Source organism: Microbacterium sp. (assembly GCF_017305435.1).
Taxonomy (GTDB): Bacteria; Actinomycetota; Actinomycetes; order Actinomycetales; family Microbacteriaceae; genus Microbacterium.
Genome location: NZ_JAFKIP010000007.1, coordinates 283,036 through 302,120, shown reverse-complemented (window position 1 = coordinate 302,120; position 19,085 = coordinate 283,036). Strand labels below are relative to the sequence as shown.

Here is a 19,085-nt window from a genome sequence, read left to right as displayed (position 1 = left end):
CTCTGTCTCTGCCATCCCGGCGCCACTCTGCTCGCTCTCATAGACTCATCCCCGTGACCTCCGCCGTCGTCGGCGCTCCTGGCTCCGCCCGGCGCTACCTCCACTCGCTGTGGCTGCTGTCGGCGCGAGACCTCAAGGTGCGGTATGCGACGAGCGCTCTCGGGTACCTGTGGTCGGTGCTCGATCCGCTCGTGATGAGCGTCATCTACTGGTTCGTCTTCACTCTCGTCTTCCAGCGGAACGGCATCGGCGGCGAGCCGTACATCGTGTTCCTCATCGCGGGTCTCCTGCCCTGGGTGTGGTTCAACTCGGCGGTGGGCGACCTCACGAAGGCGTTCAACCGCGACGCGAAGCTCGTCCGCTCGACCGCCATTCCGCGCTCGATCTGGGTCGGCCGCATCGTACTCAGCAAAGGCATCGAGTTCGCCTTCTCGATCCCCGTGCTCATCCTCTTCGCCGTCTTCGCGGTGCCTCACGCTGCGCTGAACCCGATGATCCTGCTCTTCCCCCTCGGCATCCTGCTGCAGGCGATCCTCCTCACCGGCCTCGGCCTCATCGTCGCGCCCCTCTGTGCCCTCTGGACCGACCTCGAGCGCACGACGCGCCTCATCCTGCGCGCCCTGTTCTACGCGTCGCCGATCATCTACGGCCTCGCCGACCTCCCGAGCCCCTTCCGCGAGCTCGCCGTCTTCAACCCTCTCTCCGGCATCTTCGCCCTGTACCGGGTCGGGCTCTTCCCCGATCAGTGGGATGCCGCGGCGGTCATCGTCGCGGCGGCGATGTCGCTCGCCTTCCTGGGGCTCGGCCTGGCCGTCTTCCGCCGGCTCGAGCCGTCGGTACTGAAGGAGCTGTGATGGCCGCACAGCACACCGAGCCCACCGACATCGCGATCCGGGTCGCAGACCTCGGCGTGCGCTTCCGTCGGGGTCGCCGCGGTCGGCGCAGCCTCAAGGACCTCTTCGGCGGCTCCGCACGCCGGACGCGCCCGGGAGAGTTCTGGGCCCTGCGGAACGTCACGTTCGACGTGCGCCGAGGCGAGGCGATCGGCGTCGTCGGCCGCAACGGCCAGGGCAAGTCCACGCTCCTCAAGCTCGTCGCCGGCGTCCTCCTTCCCGATGAGGGGTCGGTGACCGTGCACGGGGGAGTGGCCCCGCTCATCGAGATCACCGGCGGATTCGTCGGCGACCTCACGGTGCGCGAGAACGTCCGGCTTACCGCGGGCCTGCACGGCATGTCCAAAGCCGAGGTCGCTCGCCGGTTCGACGACATCATCGCCTTCGCCGAGATCGAGAGCTTCGTGGACACCCCGTACAAGCATCTCTCCAGCGGCATGAAGGTGCGTCTCGCGTTCGCTGTCGTCTCGCAGCTGGACGAACCGACGCTCCTCGTCGACGAAGTCCTCGCGGTCGGAGACAAGGCCTTCCGCGAGAAGTGCTACCGCCGCATCGACGAGCTGCTCGCCGACGGCCGCACGCTCTTCTTCGTCAGCCACAACGAGAAGGATCTGCGCCGCTTCTGCACGCGCGGCCTCTATCTCGATAGGGGCGCGCTCCAGCTGGATGCACCGATCGGCGACGTCCTCGCGGCCTACAACGCCGACTACAACAGCTGATCGCGCCGGCGACGACCGAACTCAGCCCTCGGCATCCACGAGCGGCGGCATCGGCTTCCACGAGCGGTCGGCGGCGATCTTCCGACCATCCCGGAGACCGCGGACGAGATGCGACGTGCCGGTCGCTTTCCTCTCGACGAAGATGAGGCGGATGATCTCTTTACCGAAGGTCAGTGCGGTCCCGAGGCCGAATGCGATTGGGCGGTACGCGCCCTTCGAACGGTAGTACTGCTTGATGAGGGCGCGGTTGCGCATGATGTAGTAGCGGTAGGCATCCGACGAGGCGTTCATGTGGCGGATGCCCATGTCCCACTGCTTTATCTCGCGGGTGCGGCGCAGGACGAACTCGTTCACGATGACCGCTGTGGTCACACGCGAGGCGAGCCACCCGTAGGTCTGATCGTCCCAGTAGATGAAGAACCGCGGGTCGGGCAGCCCGATCTGCGCGACGATGTCGCGGTGGATGAACATGCCCTCGAAGCAGCCCGAATTCATCTCCTTGTACCCCGACGCGTCGAAGCCACTCGGAGCGAAAGGAATCGGGATGCCGAGGGGCTCGGAGATCCGGTACTGCCAGTAGAACTCGCTGCCGTCGAAGTCGTAGCGGCGCCCCTGGATCGAGCGGAAGCGCGGAGCCCACGCGCCCATCCGGGCGAGCCCGTCGGAGATGACCTCGACGTCGTCGTCCATCACCCAGATCCACGTGGAGCCGAGCTCGTACGCGATGCGCATGCCCTCGCTGAACCCGCCGGATCCGCCGGTGTTGGTGTCGAGGCGGCGGTAGACGATCTGCGTCTTCTGAGGGCCACTGCCGATCGAGTCGCGGTACGACTCGACGACGTCCGTGGTGTCGTCCGTCGAGGCGTTGTCGACGATCACGAGGTGACCCGGCTTGGGGTCCATCGCGGTGATCGAGTCGAGCAGGCGCGTGAGCAGCGCCGAACGGTTGAACGTGACGACCGCGATCGTCGCGTTCGCGGGGTCGAACGGCACGGCGGAGGTCGCGTCACCAGACGATTCGCTGGAAGCCGGGAGCGGTGCGGAGGGGTGCGTCATGACCTGGAGATTCTACCCCGGCGGCAGTGCCGGGACCGCTCCGATCGGCGCCTGCGCCCCGAGTCGCTCGCGCCACCCTCGCGACTGCCCGGCGCGCACGGCGCACACGACGAGCAGGAGCCAGCCCACGCCGAACAGCGCCACCGACTCGAACGCGCTCGTGACGGCGAGGGCGATCAGCATGAGCGGCGTCCACGCGTACACGACGGACCGGCGCTGGCTCGCATCGAGCCATGACCGGACGAGCGCCATGCCGCCCAGCGCGCACAGCAGCAGCAGGCCCGCCCAGCCGAGCTGCAGCTGGATGTCGACGTACGCGTTCAGCGCCGTCGAGTGATGCTGCCCGAGCAGCTGATTGATCGTCGCGAACGGCTGCTCGGCGACATCCCACGATCCGAACCAACCCCAGCCCTGCACCGGCTGGCGCCCCGCGAAGTACCGCGCGAGCGCCCAGAGGTTCGCCCGCATCGACAGATCATCGGTCGCGCCGAGCGCGTCGATGATCCGCCCGCGCTGCGTGTAGAGCACGACGCCGACGACGCCGACGACCGCGGCGAGCGTCCACTGCACGCGCACGCGCCGTTCGGGCCGCACCGATCGGACGAGGGCGAGCGCTCCCGTGGCCACGCCGACGACCACCGCGAGCACGAGCACGGTCGGCGATGCCGACAGGAGCGCCAGCGCGGTCGCGAGCGCCAGCGAGAACACCGACAGCCCAGGCCGCACCGAGTGCGCCCGCAGCTCCACCGCGAACGTGATGATCGCGACGACGGCGATGAATCCGAGCGTGTTGCGCGTGCCGAAGATCCCCTGGACCGGCCCGAAATGGGCCAGATTCCCCTGGATGCCGAGGAACCGCAGCGGGGTGTCGATGATCACCCCGCTCAGCACCTCGAGTGCGAGGGAGAGCGACAGGGCGCCGCGCAGGACGTCGCCGAGCGCGCGCACGGTCTGCAGCGTGTCGCGGATGTGTCCGATCGTCACGGCGAGGAAGGCAACCGCGAGCATGGCCGTCCAGCGAGCGAAGCTGCCGAACGGGTCCGTGCTCCAGAAGATGCTCGCGAAGGCCCACACGACGAGCAGCACGAGCGTCGTCGGCACGAGGCGCAGGAGCGAGACCTCGGCGCGGCGCACGACGAGGATGCCGATGCCGACGACGCACAGCCCCGCGATGACCGTGCGCAGTGTCACGACGCCCGCGAGGCGTGAGATCAGGTGCGCTCCCACGAGCGCGGCGAACACCGTCAGGGTGTACGCGCGGGCGAAGTCGGCCGAGTTCAGCAGCGCGGCGAGACCGCGAGGCGGCGGCGTCCCCCGGTGGCCGTCGTGCCACGGCCCCTCCGAGGCGGCGGAGCCCGCGGCATCCGACGTCATCGCGGCGACTCGCCCTGCTCGCCGAGGAGCCGCTCCTCGCTGGGCCCCCGCCCGATGAGCGGAGCCTGCTTGATCTTGAAGGCCAGCATCACGATGAAGAACCATCCCCACCCGAGCAGCGGACCCGACTCGGCGAGCCCCTGCACGAGAAGGATGGCGCCGACGAGCGTCGGGACGAGCGTGATGGGCGAGTACGGGCGGTCGGCGACGAGATCCCACCGGGGGCGGTCGACGGCGAAGAACCACGAGCGCCAGACGAACGCCGCCATCGTGACCGCGATGAACAGCAGCCCGATCGCCCCCAGCTGGAAGAACACGTCGAGCCACATGTTGTGCGCCTGCATGACGGTCTGGCCGTGGTCGACGATCCAGCCGTCGAAATGCGGATCGGTCGGCACCCACGGCGTGGAGAAGCCCCACCCGACGATGGGACGCTCGACCGCCTTCTCCCACACGGCTGTCCAGATGCCCTCCCGGCCGGTGAGGTCCGAAGAGCGGCCGAGCATCGAGAACACGGCATCGCGGGCGAGCCAGAGGGCCGTCAATCCGCCGAGGGCGACGACGGCGTATGCGATGTAGTACCGCGTGCGTCCGCCCGGCCGGCGGGCGGTGCGCATGAGCAGGACGGTGACGAGCACGACGACGACGGCGCCTGCGGCGAGGGTCGCCGTCGCCGAGCCGGCACGGACGAAGAGGTAGGCCGCGAGGAGGAACCACCCCGCGAGCAGGAGCCTGCGCGGTGCCCGCGACGCGAACCGCACCGCGAAGACGATCATGGCGACGAGGGCGACGTAGGCGAGCGGGTTCGCGTTGCCGAAGATGCCCTGGATGCGCCCGCCGTCGAAGAGGTTGTCGCGCGACCAGTAGACGATGGGGTCATAGTGCACGCCCGCTTCGGGGCGGCCGAACTCGGGCAGGATGGGTCCGCCCCAGAAGAGCGACACCCACAGCTCGAAGAGGATCGACAGCGAGAGCACCCACTTCAACGCGGATGCGATCGACCGCACGAGCTCGCGCCAGGTGAGGACCGACCCGACGAACATCGCCTGCACGGTGGTCGTGAGGAGCAGCAGCAGCGTCAGCTCGGTCGCTCCGGGGTACGCCGTCCAGATGAGCGACGCGATCGCCCACGCGACGTAGAGCAGGGCATACCAGGGGAGGCGGCGCCACTGCACGTCCGGTCGGAGGACGAACCACAGCGTGATCGAGACGATGCCCGTCGCGACCGCGACGACGCCCGAGACGACCGTGCCGAACGCCATCAGCCATGCCGTGCCGGCAAGGGCGCCGGCGATGACGAAGATGCACCAGCCGCGCAGCAGCAGATGCCCCGTCGTCTCCCGCACGGGGGCCCGCGGCGGGGCCGCGACGGGGTGATTCGTGTGCACGGCCATGGTCAGATCAGGCTACCCTGCGGTGGTTCTAGGCTGAGGGCATGCTCCTGCCGATCTCCAACGTTCCGCGCGCGTATTCGTGGGGGTCTCCCGACCTCATCCCCGCTCTCGTCGGGCGCGCCTCCACCGGCCAGCCCGAGGCGGAGATCTGGTACGGCGACCACCCGGGCAGCCCGTCGCGCGTGAGCGGCAGGAGTGCGCAGGCGGGCCTGACGCTGGATGCCGCGCTCGCCGCCCTCGGCGAGCCGTCGCTGCCGTTCCTCCTGAAGCTCCTCGCGGCCGGGTCGTCGCTGTCGATCCAGGCGCACCCGACGAAGACCGAGGCCGAAGCCGGCTTCGCGCGGGAGGAGGCGGACGGCATCCCGCGCGACGCCGACGATCGCCTCTACCGCGACGACAACCACAAGCCGGAGATCATCGTCGCGCTGAGCGACGAGTTCCGCGCGCTCGTGGGGCTCCGGCCCGTCGCCGAGACGCGGGAGCTGCTCGCGGTGCTGTCGCGCGCGGTGGACGACAGCGCGGCAGGTGGCGGCCCGGCCCTCGGCGCCCTCGACGCGCTCCTCGCCGACGGGGATGAGGAGCAGGCGCTCCGGTCCGCGCTCGCGTGGGCGCTGTCCGAGGCGACGCCCGATGACGTCGCGCGGCTGACCGCGGCGCTGGATGCCGCGGCGTCCGAGACCACCGCGTCGGAAGGGACCGGCGCGCCCTTCGGCAAGGAGGTCGCGGTGCTGCGGGCCGCGGCATCCGACTTCCCCGGGGATCGCGGACTGTTCGTGGCCCTCCTCATGAACCTCGTCGTGCTGCGACGGGGAGAGGCGCTGTTCGCCCCGGCGGGCGTCCTGCACGCCTACCAGTCGGGGCTCGGCGTCGAGCTGATGGCCGCGAGCGACAACGTGCTGCGGGGCGGCCTCACGCCCAAGCACGTCGACGTCCCCGAACTCCTGCGGATCGTGGATGCCGCGCCGGGCCCGGCGCCGATCGTGGAGCCGACGCCGGCCGGCGACCGTGCGGTCAGGTACGACGTCGGCGTCCCGGACTTCGCCCTCACGCGAGTCGAGCTCGACGGGGGAACCTTCTCGGCGGCCCTGGAGGGCCCCGCGATCGTCCTCGCGACGCGGGGCTCCGTGCGCGTCGCGGAGAGCGACGCACCGGGTGAAGCGGTGGAGCTCCGTGCCGGCGACGCGGTGTACGCCGGCGGGGGAGCGCCCGGCCTCGAGATCGCGGGCAGCGGCGAGGTCTTCCTCGCTCAGCCGGGCCGTCGCTGAACTCCGCCCGCGACCTGGGCTTTCGACACCGGCGCAGGACCGGGTTCGTCGCGCGCGACACGCCGGTGAGCACGCGCTGAACGTTCGATCACGCCTTGAGGGTTTACGATCTGCGACTTGACCCCAGCGAATGACAGCGGTGTAATTATTCCCAACACGCGGACCGCGTGACGGGAATCAGTGGGGAGAACGACTATGACGGGTTACCGTTCCGGGGTTCCCGAGAACTGGTTCGTCGATCCGGTGAACCTGGGTGTTCCCGGCGTCCGGCGTCCGGCTCCCATCGAAGAGGAGACCACCCTCGCATGGCAGGCGGACGCGCTCTGCGCGCAGACGGATCCTGAAGCCTTCTTCCCGGAGAAGGGTGGTTCGACGCGGGATGCCAAGCGCATCTGCACCTCGTGCGACGTGCGTGACCGGTGCCTCGAGTACGCGCTGCAGAACGACGAGCGCTTCGGCATCTGGGGCGGCCTCAGCGAGCGCGAGCGCCGCAAGCTCAAGCGCCGCGCCTGATCTCGATACACCGCGGTTGCGCCGCGGCACTCGATCACCGATTCGGCACCGCGGCTGCGCCGCGGCACTCGATCACCGATCCGGCACCGCGGCAGCGCCGCGGCACTCGATCAGCGATTCGCTTCCCGTAGTCGGGTAACGGCCGCAGGCGGCGTGGCGGGCGCCCGGGCCGGATGCCCCGACTTAGGCTGACCAGGTCATGCCCGCCCGAGTCCACGCGCTGCTGGTCGTGCGCCCTGACGGGCGCGAGGCCGCGGACATCCGCCTGCAACGGACGCTCACCGCGCTCCGTGCACAGTCGCGCCCGGTCGACACGCTGACGATCATCCTCTGCGAGACGGATGCCGCAGTGCAGGACGTCGCCCGCGCCTCCCAGGCCGAAGGCGTCATCGGCGCCGACCGGCGCACGAGCTTCGCCGACGCGCTCGCCCTCGGATCGCACCGGCTCGAAGGCGACGCCGTGTGGGTGCTCACGCACGACACGGTTCCCGACGTCGACGCGCTCACCCGCCTCGCGGGGGCGCTCGAGGCCGCGCCGTCCGTCGCGTTCGCCGCCCCCAAGCTCGTGCGCTCCGACGAACGCGATCGCATCGTTTCCCTGGGGGTGTCGATGACGACCCTCGGACGCACCGTCGGACTCGCCGACGGCGAGCACGATCAGGGACAGTACGACGGCGCCGAGGACGTGCTCGGCACGGATGTGCGCGGCATCCTCGTGCGTGCCGACGCGTGGACCGCCCTCGGCGGCGTCGACGCCGGCCTCGCGGGGGCGGACGAGGGGCTCGACCTCGGCATCCGTGCGCGTCTGCGCGGCGGCCGTGTCGCCCTCGCCCCCGGCGCGGTCGTCGCCGTGTCGGCGCGCCCCGTCGCCCCGCTCCGCACCGCGTACGCGGCCCGTACGGCGCAGCTGCACCGGCGGCTCTCCTACGCCGCGGCGCCGCTCGTCGCGCTGCACTGGCTGACCCTCCTGCCGCTCGCGCTGTTGCGCTCCCTCGCGGCGCTCCTCGGCAAGCGTCCCGGGCAGATCCTGCCCGAGTGGGGGGCCGCCGTCACCGCGATGGTGCGCCCCGCGGCCGTCGCCCGCTCGCGTCGCGGCATCCGCCGGCAGCGCGCCGCCTCGTGGGCGCAGATCGCGCCGCTGCGCGTCACCGGGGCCGAGCTGCGCCACCGCCTCGACGACGACCTCCCCGTCGGTGCGGGCCGTGGCGACCTCCATTTCTTCAGTGGCGGCGGAGCCTGGATCGTGCTCGGCGCGCTCGTCGTCTCCGTCGTCTCGTTCGTCTCGTTGCTCGCGTGGCCCGTCCTCGGCGGCGGCGCGCTCGCGCCCCTCCGCGGGACGGTCGCGGGCCTGTGGGCGGATGCCGCTTCTGGCGCCCGCCCGCTCGGCTGGGACACGGTCGGCCCCGCCGATCCGTTTAGTGCCGTCGTCGCCCTCATCGGGACGATGTCGCCCGCGGCGCCCTCACGCGCCCTCGTCGTGCTGTGGGTGCTCGCGCTCCCGTTCGCCGCCCTCGGCGGCTGGTTCGCCGCGACGCGCTTCAGCGACCGTGCGATCGTGCGCGCGGTCGTCGCCGTCGGCTGGGCGCTCGCGCCGAGCCTCCTCGGCGCGCTCATCGCCGGTCGGCCCGCCGTCGTGATCGCTCATCTCGTGCTGCCGTGGCTCGTGTGGGCGGCATCCGTCGCCCACCGCTCCTGGAGCACGGCGGGGGTCGCGTCGATCCTCGCCGTCGTGGTGATCGCGTGCGCGCCGTCGCTCGCCCCCGCGCTCGGGGTCGTCTTCCTCGTCGGCGTCGTCCTCACCGTGACCGTGCAGCGCGGTCGCGGGCTCGCGCGCGTCATCTGGCTCATCGTGCCGACCGTCGTCGTGTTCGCCCCGCTCGTCTGGACGCGGCTCGGCGCGGGCGAGCCCTGGGCGCTGCTGGCCGACCCGGGGGTTCCGCTCGCGGACCCGGCCGGCGCCGACGCTGCGCGGCGTATGCTGCTCGCGCTCGGCTTCCCGGTCACCGACGGCTGGGGGGCGTTCCTCCCCGGCATCGTCGCGATGTGGACGCCGCTGCTCGTCGCCCCCGTCCTCGTGCTCGCGGTCGCGGGTCTCGTCCTCGGACGCTCGATCCCCGCCCTCGTCCTCGCGATCACGGCGCTCACGGGCCTCGGCTCGGCCGCCGTCGCGATCGGGGTGGCCGTGGCATCCGACGGTCCGGATGCGGTGACGCTGTTCCCGGGCGCCGCCCTCAGCCTGTACTGGATCGCGGCTCTGTGCGCCGTCGCGCTCGCCCTCGACGCGATCCGCGGCGTGGAGCGTGCGGGGGCGCGCGTGCGCGGCACGCTCGCCGTCGTCACGATGGCGGCGCTCGCGCTGAGCGCGGTGCCGGCCCTGACCGCCCCGCTCCGCGGCGCCGCCGCGGTCACGCAGGGCACGACGAGCACCCTGCCCGCCTACGTCGAGGCGGAAGGCCGCGGCGGACTGTCGACCGCGACCTTCGTGATGACCCCCACCGCCGACGGCGCGGTGGTCGCCGATGTCGTGTGGGGCGGGACGGCATCGCTCGGCGGGCAGACCACGCTCCGCACGTCCCGCTCGGCTCCGGATGCCGGCGACGAGCGCACCGCCGCTCTCGTCGCCGCTCTCGTCGCCGACCCCGACGGCTCGGCCGTTCCCGACCTGGCCGCGCACGGGATCGCCTTCGTGGTGCTCGGCGACGGCGCCGATTCGGATGCCGCGCGCGCGTTCCGTCTCGTCGCCGAGACCGCTCTCGATCAGCGCGCCGACCTCGAGGTCGTCGGCGAGACGGCGAAGGGCAAGCTGTGGCGGATCACGGGGGAGGTCGCCGACCGCGCCGACGCCGGCGCCGGCACCGGGGACGCGTGGCGCATCGCGCTCGTCCAGGCGGGGATCGTGCTGGCCGCGCTCCTGCTCGCCCTGCCGACGCGGCGGTCGCTGGAGGAGGCGCGCCGGCGCCCGCGCGTCGTCGGGCGTCCGCGACGCCGCGTGCGCCGGGTCGTGACGACCGTTCCGCGGGATGCCGCCTCCGCCGAGGCATCCCAGGTGGCCGAGGCATCCCAGGCATCCCAGGTGGACGATGCGCCGACCGCGCCGAAGACGGACGACCCGGAAGCGGGGGAGAGCTGATGCGCCTGAATCCCGTACGCACGGCGCAGATCGCCGGCGGGGCGGTCCTCGCCGCGGTGGTCGTCGTCGGCGTCGCAGGCCTCGCCTTCGTCGACCTCCCGGGGCGCGCGCACGACCCCATCCGCGTGGAGGCCCAGCCGCCGGCAGCGCCGGCCGTGGCCGTGTGCAGCGGGCCGCTGCTCGCAGCGGGTCGGGATGCCACGCAGGCGTCCCTCCTCACCGACGGCGCTCCGCAGCAGGTCACCGCCGGCGCAACGAGCGGTGCCGATCTCGCCGACGCGCTGCTCACGCCCGCCGACGTCAGCGGCGGGGCGGGCCCCGCGGCCCTGACGGCGACTCCGCCCGCGTCATCCACCGACCCCGCCGACCTCGCTGGGGCGGGCTCCGCCCAGGTCGCGGCATCCGACCTCGTCGGCTTCGCCGCCGAGGGGTGCACCCGCGCCGCCATGGAGGCCTGGCTCGTCGGAGGGTCAGGCACGACGGGCGCGGGAGATCTCGTCGTGCTCGCCAACCCCGGCGACGTCGCCGCCCGGGTGACGCTCGCCGTCTACGGCGCGACGGGCGCGCAGACCCCGGCGGCAGGGAAGGACATCGTCGTCGCCGCGCGCACCCAGCGCGTCATCCCGCTCGCCGCGCTCGCGCTCGGCGAGGAGAATCCCGTCGTGCGGGTCACCTCCGCGCAGGCGCCCGTCCGTGCGTCGCTGCAGGCGACCCTCACGCGCGTCCTCAACCCGGGAGGGGTCGATCAGATCGCCGCGCTCGGCGCTCCGACGGCCGAGCTCGTGATCCCCGCGGTGCCCGTCACGGCGCCGCCGGGCGATCCCGGAGCGAGCAATACGCCCACGCGCCTGGTCCTGCTCGCCCCCGCGTCCGCGGGCGACGCGACCGTCACCGTGACGGGCGACGGCGGAGCCGTGGCATCCGCGCAGACTCTGCCGCTCCTCGCCGGAATCCCGCTGCGGCTCGACCTCGGCACGCTCGCCGTCGGCACGTACACGGTGACGGTCGCGGCGACGACCCCCGTGACGGGCGCCGTCTGGACGACGACGGGGTTCGGCGCGGGCAGCGACTTCGGCGTCTTCACACCGGCGGACGTGCTGCGGGCGCCCACCCTCGTGGCGGTCGCGGACGGTCCGTCGCCTCAGCTGTCGCTCGTCGGTGACGGGGGCGCGCAGACCGTCACGGTCGAAGGCCTCGACGGCCGCGGCGCCCAGGAGATCGCCGTGGCCGAGGGCCAGACGGTCCGCGTGCCGGTCGAGGGCGGCACGGTCTACCGCATCACTCCGACGGGGAGCGTGCGGGCATCTGTCGTCTATGCCGGCGCGGGAGCCGTGGCGGGCTACCCGATCGCGTCGGGTGACGCGGCGGCGGCCGCGATCGAGGTCTACCCGCGCTGACGTACGCCGCGTCGGCGCGCACGTCGGCGCGAGGATGCCGCTCAGAAGTAGCGGAAGCGCTCGGGGCCGAGATCCCAGGGGTCGCGGTCGAGGTACTCCGCCGCAGCGCGGAAGACGGCCCCCTCGATCATCATCCGCCGGTGCAGATCGTCTTCGCGGTGCAGGTGCGAGAGCCGCTCGATCGGCAGGCGGTACAGCACGATCCGCTGCTCGTCGGGATGGATCGTCCACCGCGGGATGCCGTCGTCGTCGGATGCCGGGGGCATCGCGCCGACCTCGAAGCTCACGTCACGCAGTTCGGGCCATGCGCTGCGCAGGAACTCGGCGGCCGACCCGACGGCGAAGTCGAACCGCTCCTCCCGGGTCTCGAGCGGCAGCAGCGGCGGCCGCACGACGGGGCTCCGGTCCTCGCGTCCGTGACGTCCGTGCCGAGCGGGACGCCGCACCGACCTCGTCGCCGCGCGTCGCCTCACCATGGGATCAGTCTAGGTCGGCGTGCGTCGGCGCGGCATCCACCGCTTGGCGTCCGGCCGCGACTACCGTGAGGTCGGTGCGAACCAGACTGTGCTCGAAGGTGGGCTGCGCCCGCGAAGCGGTGACGACCCTCACCTACGACTACGGCGACCAGATGGCGGCGCTCGGCCCGCTCGGCGCGGCCGGCGACCCGCACGCGCACGACCTCTGCCGCGCGCACACCGATCGGCTGTCGGTGCCGAAGGGGTGGCTGGTCGTCCGCCACGAGACGCTGCGCGTCTGACGCCCCGCCGCCGCGTGTCGCGGCCGGTGTCGAGCTCGGGCGGAGATGCGACAATGGCGGGATGCCGCACACCGCCACCGCGCACGACTTCGTCGTCGCCGACCTGAGCCTCGCCGCCGCGGGCCGCCACCAGCTGCGCCTCGCCGAGAACGAGATGCCGGGCCTCATGGCGCTGCGCGAGGAGTACGGTCCGAGCCAGCCGCTCGCCGGCGCCCGGATCGCCGGATCGCTGCACATGACGGTGCAGACCGCTGTCCTCATCGAGACCCTCGTCGCTCTCGGCGCGCAGGTGCGGTGGGCGTCCTGCAACATCTTCTCGACGCAGGACGAAGCGGCCGCGGCGGTCGCGGTGGGCCCCGACGGCACGGTCGACGAGCCCCGCGGCATCCCGGTCTTCGCCTTCAAGGGCGAGACCCTCGAGGAGTACTGGCAGCTCGCCGACCGCATCTTCGACTGGTCGGCCGAGGGCTTCGACGGACCGAACCTCATCCTCGACGACGGGGGAGACGCGACGCTGCTCGTCCACAGGGGTGTCGAGTTCGAGGCCGCCGGAGCCGTGCCGGACGCGGCGGACGGCGACGGCGCCGAGTACCGCATCGTGCTCGAGACGCTCCGTGCGAGCCTCGCGCGCGACCCGCACCGCTTCACGCGGATGGCCGGCGGCATCCTCGGCGTCACCGAGGAGACGACGACCGGTGTCCATCGGCTGTACGAGCTCGCTGCCGCCGGGAGCCTCCTGTTCCCGGCGATCAACGTCAACGACTCGGTGACCAAGTCGAAGTTCGACAACAAGTACGGCATCCGCCATTCGCTGCCCGACGGCCTCAACCGCGCCACCGACGTCCTCATCGGCGGCAAAGTCGCCTTCGTCGTCGGCTACGGCGACGTCGGCAAGGGTGCGGCGGAAGCGCTCCGGGGTCAAGGTGCGCGCGTCATCGTCGGCGAAATCGACCCGATCTGCGCGCTGCAGGCCGCAATGGACGGCTTCCAGGTGGCGCGCCTGGAGGACGTCGCGGGCGAGGTCGACATCCTCATCACCGGCACCGGCAACACCCGAGTCGTCACGACGGAGAACCTGCAGGCGCTCAAGCACCTCGCGATCGTCGGCAACGTCGGTCACTTCGACGACGAGATCGACATCGCGGGGCTCGAGGCGCTGCCCGGCGTCGAGAAGATCGAGATCAAGCCGCAGGTGCACGAGTACCGGCTGCCTGCCCGCCCCGCAGGAGGTCCCGGTCGCAGCATCCTGGTGCTGTCGGAAGGCCGGCTGCTGAATCTCGGCAACGCGACGGGGCACCCCTCCTTCGTCATGAGCGCGTCCTTCACCAACCAGGTGCTCGCCCAGCTGGAGCTCTACACGAAGTCGGCGGAGTACCCGGTCGGTGTCTACGTGCTGCCGAAGATCCTCGACGAGAAGGTCGCACGCCTGCATCTGGATGCGCTCGGCGTGCGCCTGACGACGCTCACCGACGAGCAGGCCGCCTACATCGGCGTTCCCGTCGACGGCCCGTACAAGCTCGAGCACTATCGCTACTGACGCGATCGCGGCTGTCCGGGCGTCGCGCCGCGGCGAGTTCGCCGACGCGCCTCGTCATCTTCCTGTGAGAACCCTGAACGTGCAGTAGGGTCTCGAAGGCCGGGAGGATCCGGCCCATTCTGAGGAGAGCACATCCATGAACGGAATCCTGCGCAACGCGCTCGCCGAGTTCGTCGGCACATTCATCTTCGTCTTCGCGATCATCGGTGCCGTGAACAGCGGCAGCGCCCTGACCCCGCTCGCCATCGGCTTCGCCCTGATGGTGATGGTCTTCGCCACCGGGCACATCTCCGGTGCGCACCTGAACCCCGCCGTCTCGCTCGGCGCCTGGATCCGCGGCGCGATCTCCGCCGTCACCTTCGCGACGTACGTCGTCGTGCAGCTCGTCGCCGGTGCGCTCGCCGCGCTCCTGAGCTTCGTGCTGTGGCCGGCCGCGGACGCGCCGGTGGCGATCGAGGTCGGCCCCGCCTTCCTCGTCGAGGCGTTCTGGACGTTCGTCCTCGTCTACGTCGTGCTCAACGTCGCGACGAGCAAGGGCAACGTCAACAACTCCTTCTACGGGCTCGCGATCGGCTCGACGGTGTTCGTCGGCGCCGTCGCGGTGGGCGGCGTCTCCGGTGGCGGGTTCAACCCGGCCGTCGCGCTCGGCCTCTCCATCACGGGTGCGTTCGACTTCGCCGCCTACTGGCTGTACCTGCTCGCCCCGCTCGTGGGCGGCGCCCTGGCCGCGCTTGTGTTCCGCGCGCTCAACAGCGACGACCGGCTGCCGGCCCTCGAGGGCTGATGCGGTCGCGAACGGGGCGGATGCCACGGCATCCGCCCCGTTCACCAGTGCAGTCTCAGGAGCGTCCGATACTGTAGACCTGCGCCCGCACGGGCGCCCGGCACCCGGTCCCGATCCGGCTACCCCGGTCTTTCGAAGGACGTAACCGCCCCTATGACCTCTCGCATCCTGGTCGTCGACGATGACACCGCGCTCGCTGAGATGATCGGCATCGTGCTGCGGACCGAAGGGTTCGAGCCGGTGTTCTGCGCCGACGGTGCCGTCGCCGTCGACGCCTGGCGGACGGAGAGGCCCGATCTCGTGCTCCTCGACCTCATGCTGCCGGGCATGGACGGCATCGAGATCTGCACGCGCATCCGCGCCGAGTCGGGCGTGCCGATCATCATGCTGACGGCCCGGACGGACACCGCGGATGTCGTCCGCGGACTCGAGTCGGGGGCCGACGACTACATCGTCAAGCCGTTCAATCCGAAGGAGCTCGTCGCGCGCATCCGCACGCGCCTGCGCCCGGGTGCGGCGACGGAGAGCGAGACGCTGCGGGTCGGCGACGTCGTCGTGGATGTCGCTGCGCACGAGGTGCGCCGCGGGGATGCGGCGATCGCGCTGACGCCGCTCGAGTTCGAGCTGCTCGTGGCACTGGCATCCAAGCCGCAGCAGGTGTTCTCGCGCGAGATGCTGCTCGAGCAGGTGTGGGGGTACCACTACAAGGCGGACACGCGCCTCGTGAACGTCCACGTGCAGCGGCTGCGCGCCAAGGTCGAGATCGACCCCGACAACCCGAAGATCGTCACGACCGTCCGAGGCGTCGGCTACCGCGCCGGCGCGGTGGTCTGAGGCGCGCATCGTGACGTCGACCGCGACGGCCGCGACGGCCGTACCGGTCTCGGCAGGATGGCGGGATTGGCGCTCGTGGCCCCAGCGCGCCACGCAGCTGTGGCGCAGGTCGCTGCGCTTCCGCACCCTCGTGATCACCCTGGGGCTGACGGCCATCGCCATCATCGGCGGATTCGTCACGATGGCCCTCGCGATCCAGAACGATCTGTTCGAGTCGCGCATGAACCAGGTGCAGGCGGCGGTGGGGCGGGCGACCGAGACGGCGCAGGACACGCTGAACGCCGCGCAGGTCGACGGCGACTCCGCGGGTCTGGAGGCGCTGATGTCGGCCGTGCTCCAATCGCTGACGCGCCAGTCCGGCACGGACATGATCGCCGCCTACCGGGTGTCGAACGAGCCGTCCGCCCTCGCGCCGCAGGACTTCAACAAGGGCGGCCTCGAGGCCGACATGATCACACCCGGGATGCGCAGCATGGTGCAGCGCGACGCGGACCAGCGCTGGTGGCAGTCGATCGCGCTGCCGACGGAGGACGGCGTCACACCGGGCATCGTCATCGGTCAGCAGCTCGTCTTCCCGCCCGAGGCGGGGGCGTACGAGTTCTACTTCGCCTACGATCTCGCGCCGGAGGCGGCGACCCTGCGCTTCGTCCAGGTGACTCTGTGGCTCGTCGGCGCGGCGCTGATCCTGCTGATCGGCGCGATCTCCTGGTTCGTGCTGCGGACCATCACCGTGCCGATCGCGCAGGCGGCCGAGACGAGTGCGACGCTCGCGGGCGGGGATCTGGGCGTCCGCCTGCCCGTGCGCGGCGACGACGAGTTCGCGACCCTCGGACGCTCCTTCAACGCCATGGCCGACTCGATCGAGTCGCAGATCAAGGAGCTGGCCGAGCTGTCGCTCGTCCAGCAGCGCTTCGTCTCCGACGTCTCGCACGAGCTGAGGACGCCCCTGACGACGATCCGCCTGGCGAGCGACATGCTGAACGACCAGCGGGAGCAGTTCGATCCGACCACCGCGCGCGCGGCGGAGCTCCTGCACGCTCAAGTGCAGCGGTTCGAAGTGCTCCTGACCGACCTCCTCGAGATCAGCCGCTACGACGCGGGCTCGGTGCAACTGGAGAACGAGCCGACGAGCCTCGCGCACCTCGCCGAGGACGTCATCGCATCGATGCAGCAGCTCGCCGATCAGCACGGGACGGATGTGCGCCTCGTCGCCCCGGGCGGGTATTCCCCGGTCGACATGGATCCGCGCCGCGTGCGCCGCATCGTCCGCAACCTCCTCGGCAATGCGATCGAACACGGTGAAGGGCGCCCCATCGTCGTCTCGGTGGACAGCGACCAGAACGCCGTCGCGCTCGGCGTCCGTGATTTCGGGCTCGGCATGACGACGGAGGACAGCGCGCGGGTCTTCGACAGGTTCTGGCGGGCCGATCCGTCGCGCAAGCGTACGATCGGGGGGACGGGCCTCGGGCTCTCGATCGCGCTCGGCGATGCGCGGCTGCACGGCGGCACGCTCGCGGTGTGGTCCGAGCCCGGTCGCGGCACGAACTTCGTGCTGACGCTGCCGCGGCACGGGCAGCCGGTCGGCGCGGCATCCCCCATTCCCGTCGATCCGGGGGACGACGGTGCGCCGATGGGCGACCTCGGGCTCACCCAGCCGATCACCGTGCCGACCGCGACGCCGCCGGCGACCGCGTCGGCGAAGGGGGGATCATGATCCGTGTCGACATCCGCGGCGCCCTCGCCGCGCTCGCCGCCGCCGCGCTCGTGGTGACCCTCGCCGCGTGCGGTGCCCTGCCGACGTCGGGGCCCGTCAACGCCGGGCAGCCCATCGCCGACGACGCGTCCGCGGGTGACCTCGTCTTCCTCCCGGACGCTCCCGCGAAGGATGCCACGCCGCAGCAGATCGTCGAGGGCTTCATCGCGGCGGGTTCGGGTCCGCGCGACAACTGGGCCACGGCGCACCTGTATCTCGCGCCGGAGTTCTCCTCCGAATGGGACCCGCGCGAAGGTGTGACGGTGTACGACCCGGGCGAGCGTACTCTCACGCAGACCTCCGCGAACGAGTTCGTCCTCTCCATCACGCCGTCCGCCTACGTCGATGCGACGGGCGAGATGTCGGCGACGGGTGACAGCACCGGGCTCGAGCTCACCTTCACCCTCGCCCAGCAGGCCGACGGACAATGGCGGATCACGGAGGCTCCGCAGGGGATCATCCTCGACCGCAACCGGTTCGTCACGGTCTTCGGGTCGTACTCGCTGCAGTTCTTCGACCCCACGTGGACCTACCTCGTCCCGGACGAGCGCTGGTTCCCCCGGCAGTACGCCGCGACGCGGATCGCCGCCGAGCTCGTCAACGGCGGGCCGAGCCCCTGGCTCGCCGGCGCCGTCGCGACGGCGTTCACCGACGCGGCGCGCCTCGCGACGCTGTCGGTGCCGCAGCAACTGGGGGTCGCGGCCGTCTCGTTGCAGGAGGGCGCGCGGAGCCTCGACCGCACGACGCTGGATCGGATGCAGACGCAGCTCGAGGCCTCTCTGACGCAGGCGCGCATCGATCAGGTCGACATGCTCGTGGACGGTCAGGTGCTGACCGCCGAGGCGCTCACCCCGCGTCAGACACGGGCCGACACGAACCCGCTCGTGCGGACGGCCGACGACTTCGGGTTCCTCGCGGGCGGCGCGGTCGTCGAGATCCCGGGGCTGTCGAAGTCGATCCTCGCGCTCCAGACGACCGACATCGAAGTGGATGCCGACCGCGTGCTCGCCGCCGTGCGCGACGCGAACGGGGCCGTCCTGCGCGTCGACGCCGACGGTGCGGATCGGGTCGATCAGCGACCCGGGCTCCTGCCGCCGTCGATCGACCCGGCCGGCTTCGTCTGGTCGGTCCCGCAGTCCTCTCCCGGCGCGGTCGTCGCGTTCGGCCCGGATGCCGCGGAGATCTCGATCGCATCGGCGTGGCCGGGGGCTTCGCAGATCCTCGCCCAACGCGTCTCGCGCGACGGCACGCGCCTGGCGGCGGTCGTGCGCGACGGGGACCGCTACGCGCTGTGGGTCGCGGGGATCCTCCGTGATCGCGCCCAGGCGCCGACGGGGCTGGGGGAGAAGAAGGTGCTCGCGATCCTCCCGGGCCCGTCGACGGCGCTCGCGTGGACCGGATCGAACGACCTCGCACTCACGACGACGCTGCAGGGCGACTCCCGCCTGTTCACGCAGGAGGTCGGCGGTTTCTCCTCCTCGTCGCAGCGCGTCGTGGCGGACGTGACCACGATCGCGGGGGGCAGTCAGTCCGGCGGGATCCGGGTGCGCGATGCGGCGGGCGAGCTGTACGCCCCGCGCGGCTCGAACTGGCAGCAGCTGGCGTCCGGCATCCTCGTGCTCGCGGTGCAGCAGGGCTCGCCCCGCTGACGGCTCCGCACGGAACCGCTCTCCACAGGC

General features: G+C 71.7%; 16 protein-coding genes. 12 read left to right on the top strand and 4 right to left on the bottom strand.

From position 1 onward, the window contains the following. The first annotated feature begins 53 nt into the window (after nucleotides 1–53). Both J0I43_RS14295 and J0I43_RS14290 read left to right on the top strand, forming a co-directional pair. Nucleotides 54–854 carry an ABC transporter permease gene (locus tag J0I43_RS14295; RefSeq protein WP_292865265.1) on the top strand — a complete coding sequence of 267 codons (801 nt, stop codon included), beginning with the start codon at nucleotides 54–56 and terminating at the stop codon, nucleotides 852–854. After that, the gene (locus J0I43_RS14290) at nucleotides 854–1,612 is read left to right on the top strand and encodes an ABC transporter ATP-binding protein (protein ID WP_292865263.1); all 759 of its coding nucleotides are present in this window, start codon (nucleotides 854–856) and stop codon (nucleotides 1,610–1,612) included. Before J0I43_RS14295 ends, J0I43_RS14290 begins: the two co-directional genes overlap by 1 nt. Nucleotides 1,613–1,633: 21 nt before the next feature. On the opposite strand, the gene J0I43_RS14285 is transcribed toward J0I43_RS14290, so the two are convergent. From J0I43_RS14285 to J0I43_RS14275, 3 genes are read right to left on the bottom strand one after another with little or no spacing between them, the layout of a single operon-like run. Continuing rightward, nucleotides 1,634–2,668, bottom strand: coding sequence for a glycosyltransferase (locus J0I43_RS14285; protein ID WP_292865260.1), 1,035 nt, complete (start codon nucleotides 2,666–2,668; stop codon nucleotides 1,634–1,636). Between the two features lie 12 nt (nucleotides 2,669–2,680). Continuing rightward, nucleotides 2,681–4,042, bottom strand: coding sequence for an O-antigen ligase family protein (locus J0I43_RS14280; protein ID WP_292865257.1), 1,362 nt, complete (start codon nucleotides 4,040–4,042; stop codon nucleotides 2,681–2,683). Continuing rightward, entirely contained in the window at nucleotides 4,039–5,436 is a 1,398-nt protein-coding gene (locus J0I43_RS14275; RefSeq protein WP_292865254.1) for an O-antigen ligase, read from the bottom strand. Before J0I43_RS14275 ends, J0I43_RS14280 begins: the two co-directional genes overlap by 4 nt. A 41-nt stretch (nucleotides 5,437–5,477) precedes the next feature. Between J0I43_RS14275 and manA the strand changes: the two genes are divergently transcribed. The 4 genes from manA (at nucleotide 5,478) to J0I43_RS14255 (ending at nucleotide 11,741) form a co-directional block, all read left to right on the top strand. Then, on the top strand, nucleotides 5,478–6,701 hold the full coding sequence (manA, locus tag J0I43_RS14270; protein ID WP_292865251.1) for a mannose-6-phosphate isomerase, class I: 1,224 nt from the start codon (nucleotides 5,478–5,480) through the stop codon (nucleotides 6,699–6,701). 195 nt (nucleotides 6,702–6,896) lie between these two features. Continuing rightward, nucleotides 6,897–7,214, top strand: a complete 318-nt coding sequence (locus J0I43_RS14265; protein ID WP_292865248.1) for a WhiB family transcriptional regulator — start codon at nucleotides 6,897–6,899, stop codon at nucleotides 7,212–7,214. Between the two features lie 199 nt (nucleotides 7,215–7,413). Then, nucleotides 7,414–10,344 carry a glycosyltransferase gene (locus J0I43_RS14260; protein ID WP_292865245.1) on the top strand — a complete coding sequence of 977 codons (2,931 nt, stop codon included), beginning with the start codon at nucleotides 7,414–7,416 and terminating at the stop codon, nucleotides 10,342–10,344. Beyond that, entirely contained in the window at nucleotides 10,344–11,741 is a 1,398-nt protein-coding gene (locus J0I43_RS14255) for a DUF5719 family protein (protein WP_292865241.1), read from the top strand. The genes J0I43_RS14260 and J0I43_RS14255 overlap by 1 nt, the downstream gene beginning before the upstream one ends. Before the next feature lie 41 nt (nucleotides 11,742–11,782). Here the strand turns inward: J0I43_RS14255 and J0I43_RS14250 are convergent, their stop codons facing one another. Continuing rightward, nucleotides 11,783–12,217, bottom strand: a complete 435-nt coding sequence (locus J0I43_RS14250) for a metallopeptidase family protein (protein WP_292865238.1) — start codon at nucleotides 12,215–12,217, stop codon at nucleotides 11,783–11,785. 74 nt (nucleotides 12,218–12,291) lie between these two features. Here J0I43_RS14250 and J0I43_RS14245 point away from each other — a divergent pair, with 74 nt between their 5' ends. The 6 genes from J0I43_RS14245 to J0I43_RS14220 all read left to right on the top strand — a co-directional run bounded on the left by J0I43_RS14245 (nucleotide 12,292) and on the right by J0I43_RS14220 (nucleotide 19,055). Next, nucleotides 12,292–12,498, top strand: a complete 207-nt coding sequence (locus tag J0I43_RS14245; RefSeq protein ID WP_292865235.1) for a DUF3499 family protein — start codon at nucleotides 12,292–12,294, stop codon at nucleotides 12,496–12,498. A gap of 61 nt (nucleotides 12,499–12,559) precedes the next feature. Further along, nucleotides 12,560–14,035, top strand: a complete 1,476-nt coding sequence (ahcY, locus tag J0I43_RS14240) for an adenosylhomocysteinase (protein WP_292865231.1) — start codon at nucleotides 12,560–12,562, stop codon at nucleotides 14,033–14,035. A 136-nt stretch (nucleotides 14,036–14,171) separates the two neighbouring features. Continuing rightward, entirely contained in the window at nucleotides 14,172–14,819 is a 648-nt protein-coding gene (locus J0I43_RS14235) for an MIP/aquaporin family protein (protein ID WP_292865229.1), read from the top strand. A 153-nt stretch (nucleotides 14,820–14,972) separates the two neighbouring features. Further along, on the top strand, nucleotides 14,973–15,653 hold the full coding sequence (gene mtrA / locus J0I43_RS14230) for an MtrAB system response regulator MtrA (RefSeq protein ID WP_292865226.1): 681 nt from the start codon (nucleotides 14,973–14,975) through the stop codon (nucleotides 15,651–15,653). A gap of 10 nt (nucleotides 15,654–15,663) precedes the next feature. Continuing rightward, nucleotides 15,664–17,367, top strand: coding sequence for an MtrAB system histidine kinase MtrB (gene mtrB / locus J0I43_RS14225; protein ID WP_292865223.1), 1,704 nt, complete (start codon nucleotides 15,664–15,666; stop codon nucleotides 17,365–17,367). Further along, entirely contained in the window at nucleotides 17,364–19,055 is a 1,692-nt protein-coding gene (locus J0I43_RS14220; RefSeq protein ID WP_292865220.1) for an LpqB family beta-propeller domain-containing protein, read from the top strand. The genes mtrB and J0I43_RS14220 overlap by 4 nt, the downstream gene beginning before the upstream one ends. Nucleotides 19,056–19,085 lie beyond the last annotated feature (30 nt).

Excerpts from the sequence above, each read along its gene's own strand:
- J0I43_RS14250 (WP_292865238.1), bottom strand. The coding sequence starts at position 12,217 with ATGGTGAGGCGACGCGCGGCGACGAGGTCGGTGCGGCGTCCCGCTCGG.
- J0I43_RS14255 (WP_292865241.1), top strand. The coding sequence starts at position 10,344 with ATGCGCCTGAATCCCGTACGCACGGCGCAGATCGCCGGCGGGGCGGTC.
- J0I43_RS14285 (WP_292865260.1), bottom strand. The coding sequence starts at position 2,668 with ATGACGCACCCCTCCGCACCGCTCCCGGCTTCCAGCGAATCGTCTGGT.
- J0I43_RS14290 (WP_292865263.1), top strand. The coding sequence starts at position 854 with ATGGCCGCACAGCACACCGAGCCCACCGACATCGCGATCCGGGTCGCA.
- J0I43_RS14280 (WP_292865257.1), bottom strand. The coding sequence starts at position 4,042 with ATGACGTCGGATGCCGCGGGCTCCGCCGCCTCGGAGGGGCCGTGGCAC.
- ahcY (WP_292865231.1), top strand. The coding sequence starts at position 12,560 with ATGCCGCACACCGCCACCGCGCACGACTTCGTCGTCGCCGACCTGAGC.
- J0I43_RS14260 (WP_292865245.1), top strand. The coding sequence starts at position 7,414 with ATGCCCGCCCGAGTCCACGCGCTGCTGGTCGTGCGCCCTGACGGGCGC.
- mtrA (WP_292865226.1), top strand. The coding sequence starts at position 14,973 with ATGACCTCTCGCATCCTGGTCGTCGACGATGACACCGCGCTCGCTGAG.
- J0I43_RS14235 (WP_292865229.1), top strand. The coding sequence starts at position 14,172 with ATGAACGGAATCCTGCGCAACGCGCTCGCCGAGTTCGTCGGCACATTC.
- manA (WP_292865251.1), top strand. The coding sequence starts at position 5,478 with ATGCTCCTGCCGATCTCCAACGTTCCGCGCGCGTATTCGTGGGGGTCT.
- J0I43_RS14220 (WP_292865220.1), top strand. The coding sequence starts at position 17,364 with ATGATCCGTGTCGACATCCGCGGCGCCCTCGCCGCGCTCGCCGCCGCC.
- J0I43_RS14275 (WP_292865254.1), bottom strand. The coding sequence starts at position 5,436 with ATGGCCGTGCACACGAATCACCCCGTCGCGGCCCCGCCGCGGGCCCCC.
- J0I43_RS14265 (WP_292865248.1), top strand. The coding sequence starts at position 6,897 with ATGACGGGTTACCGTTCCGGGGTTCCCGAGAACTGGTTCGTCGATCCG.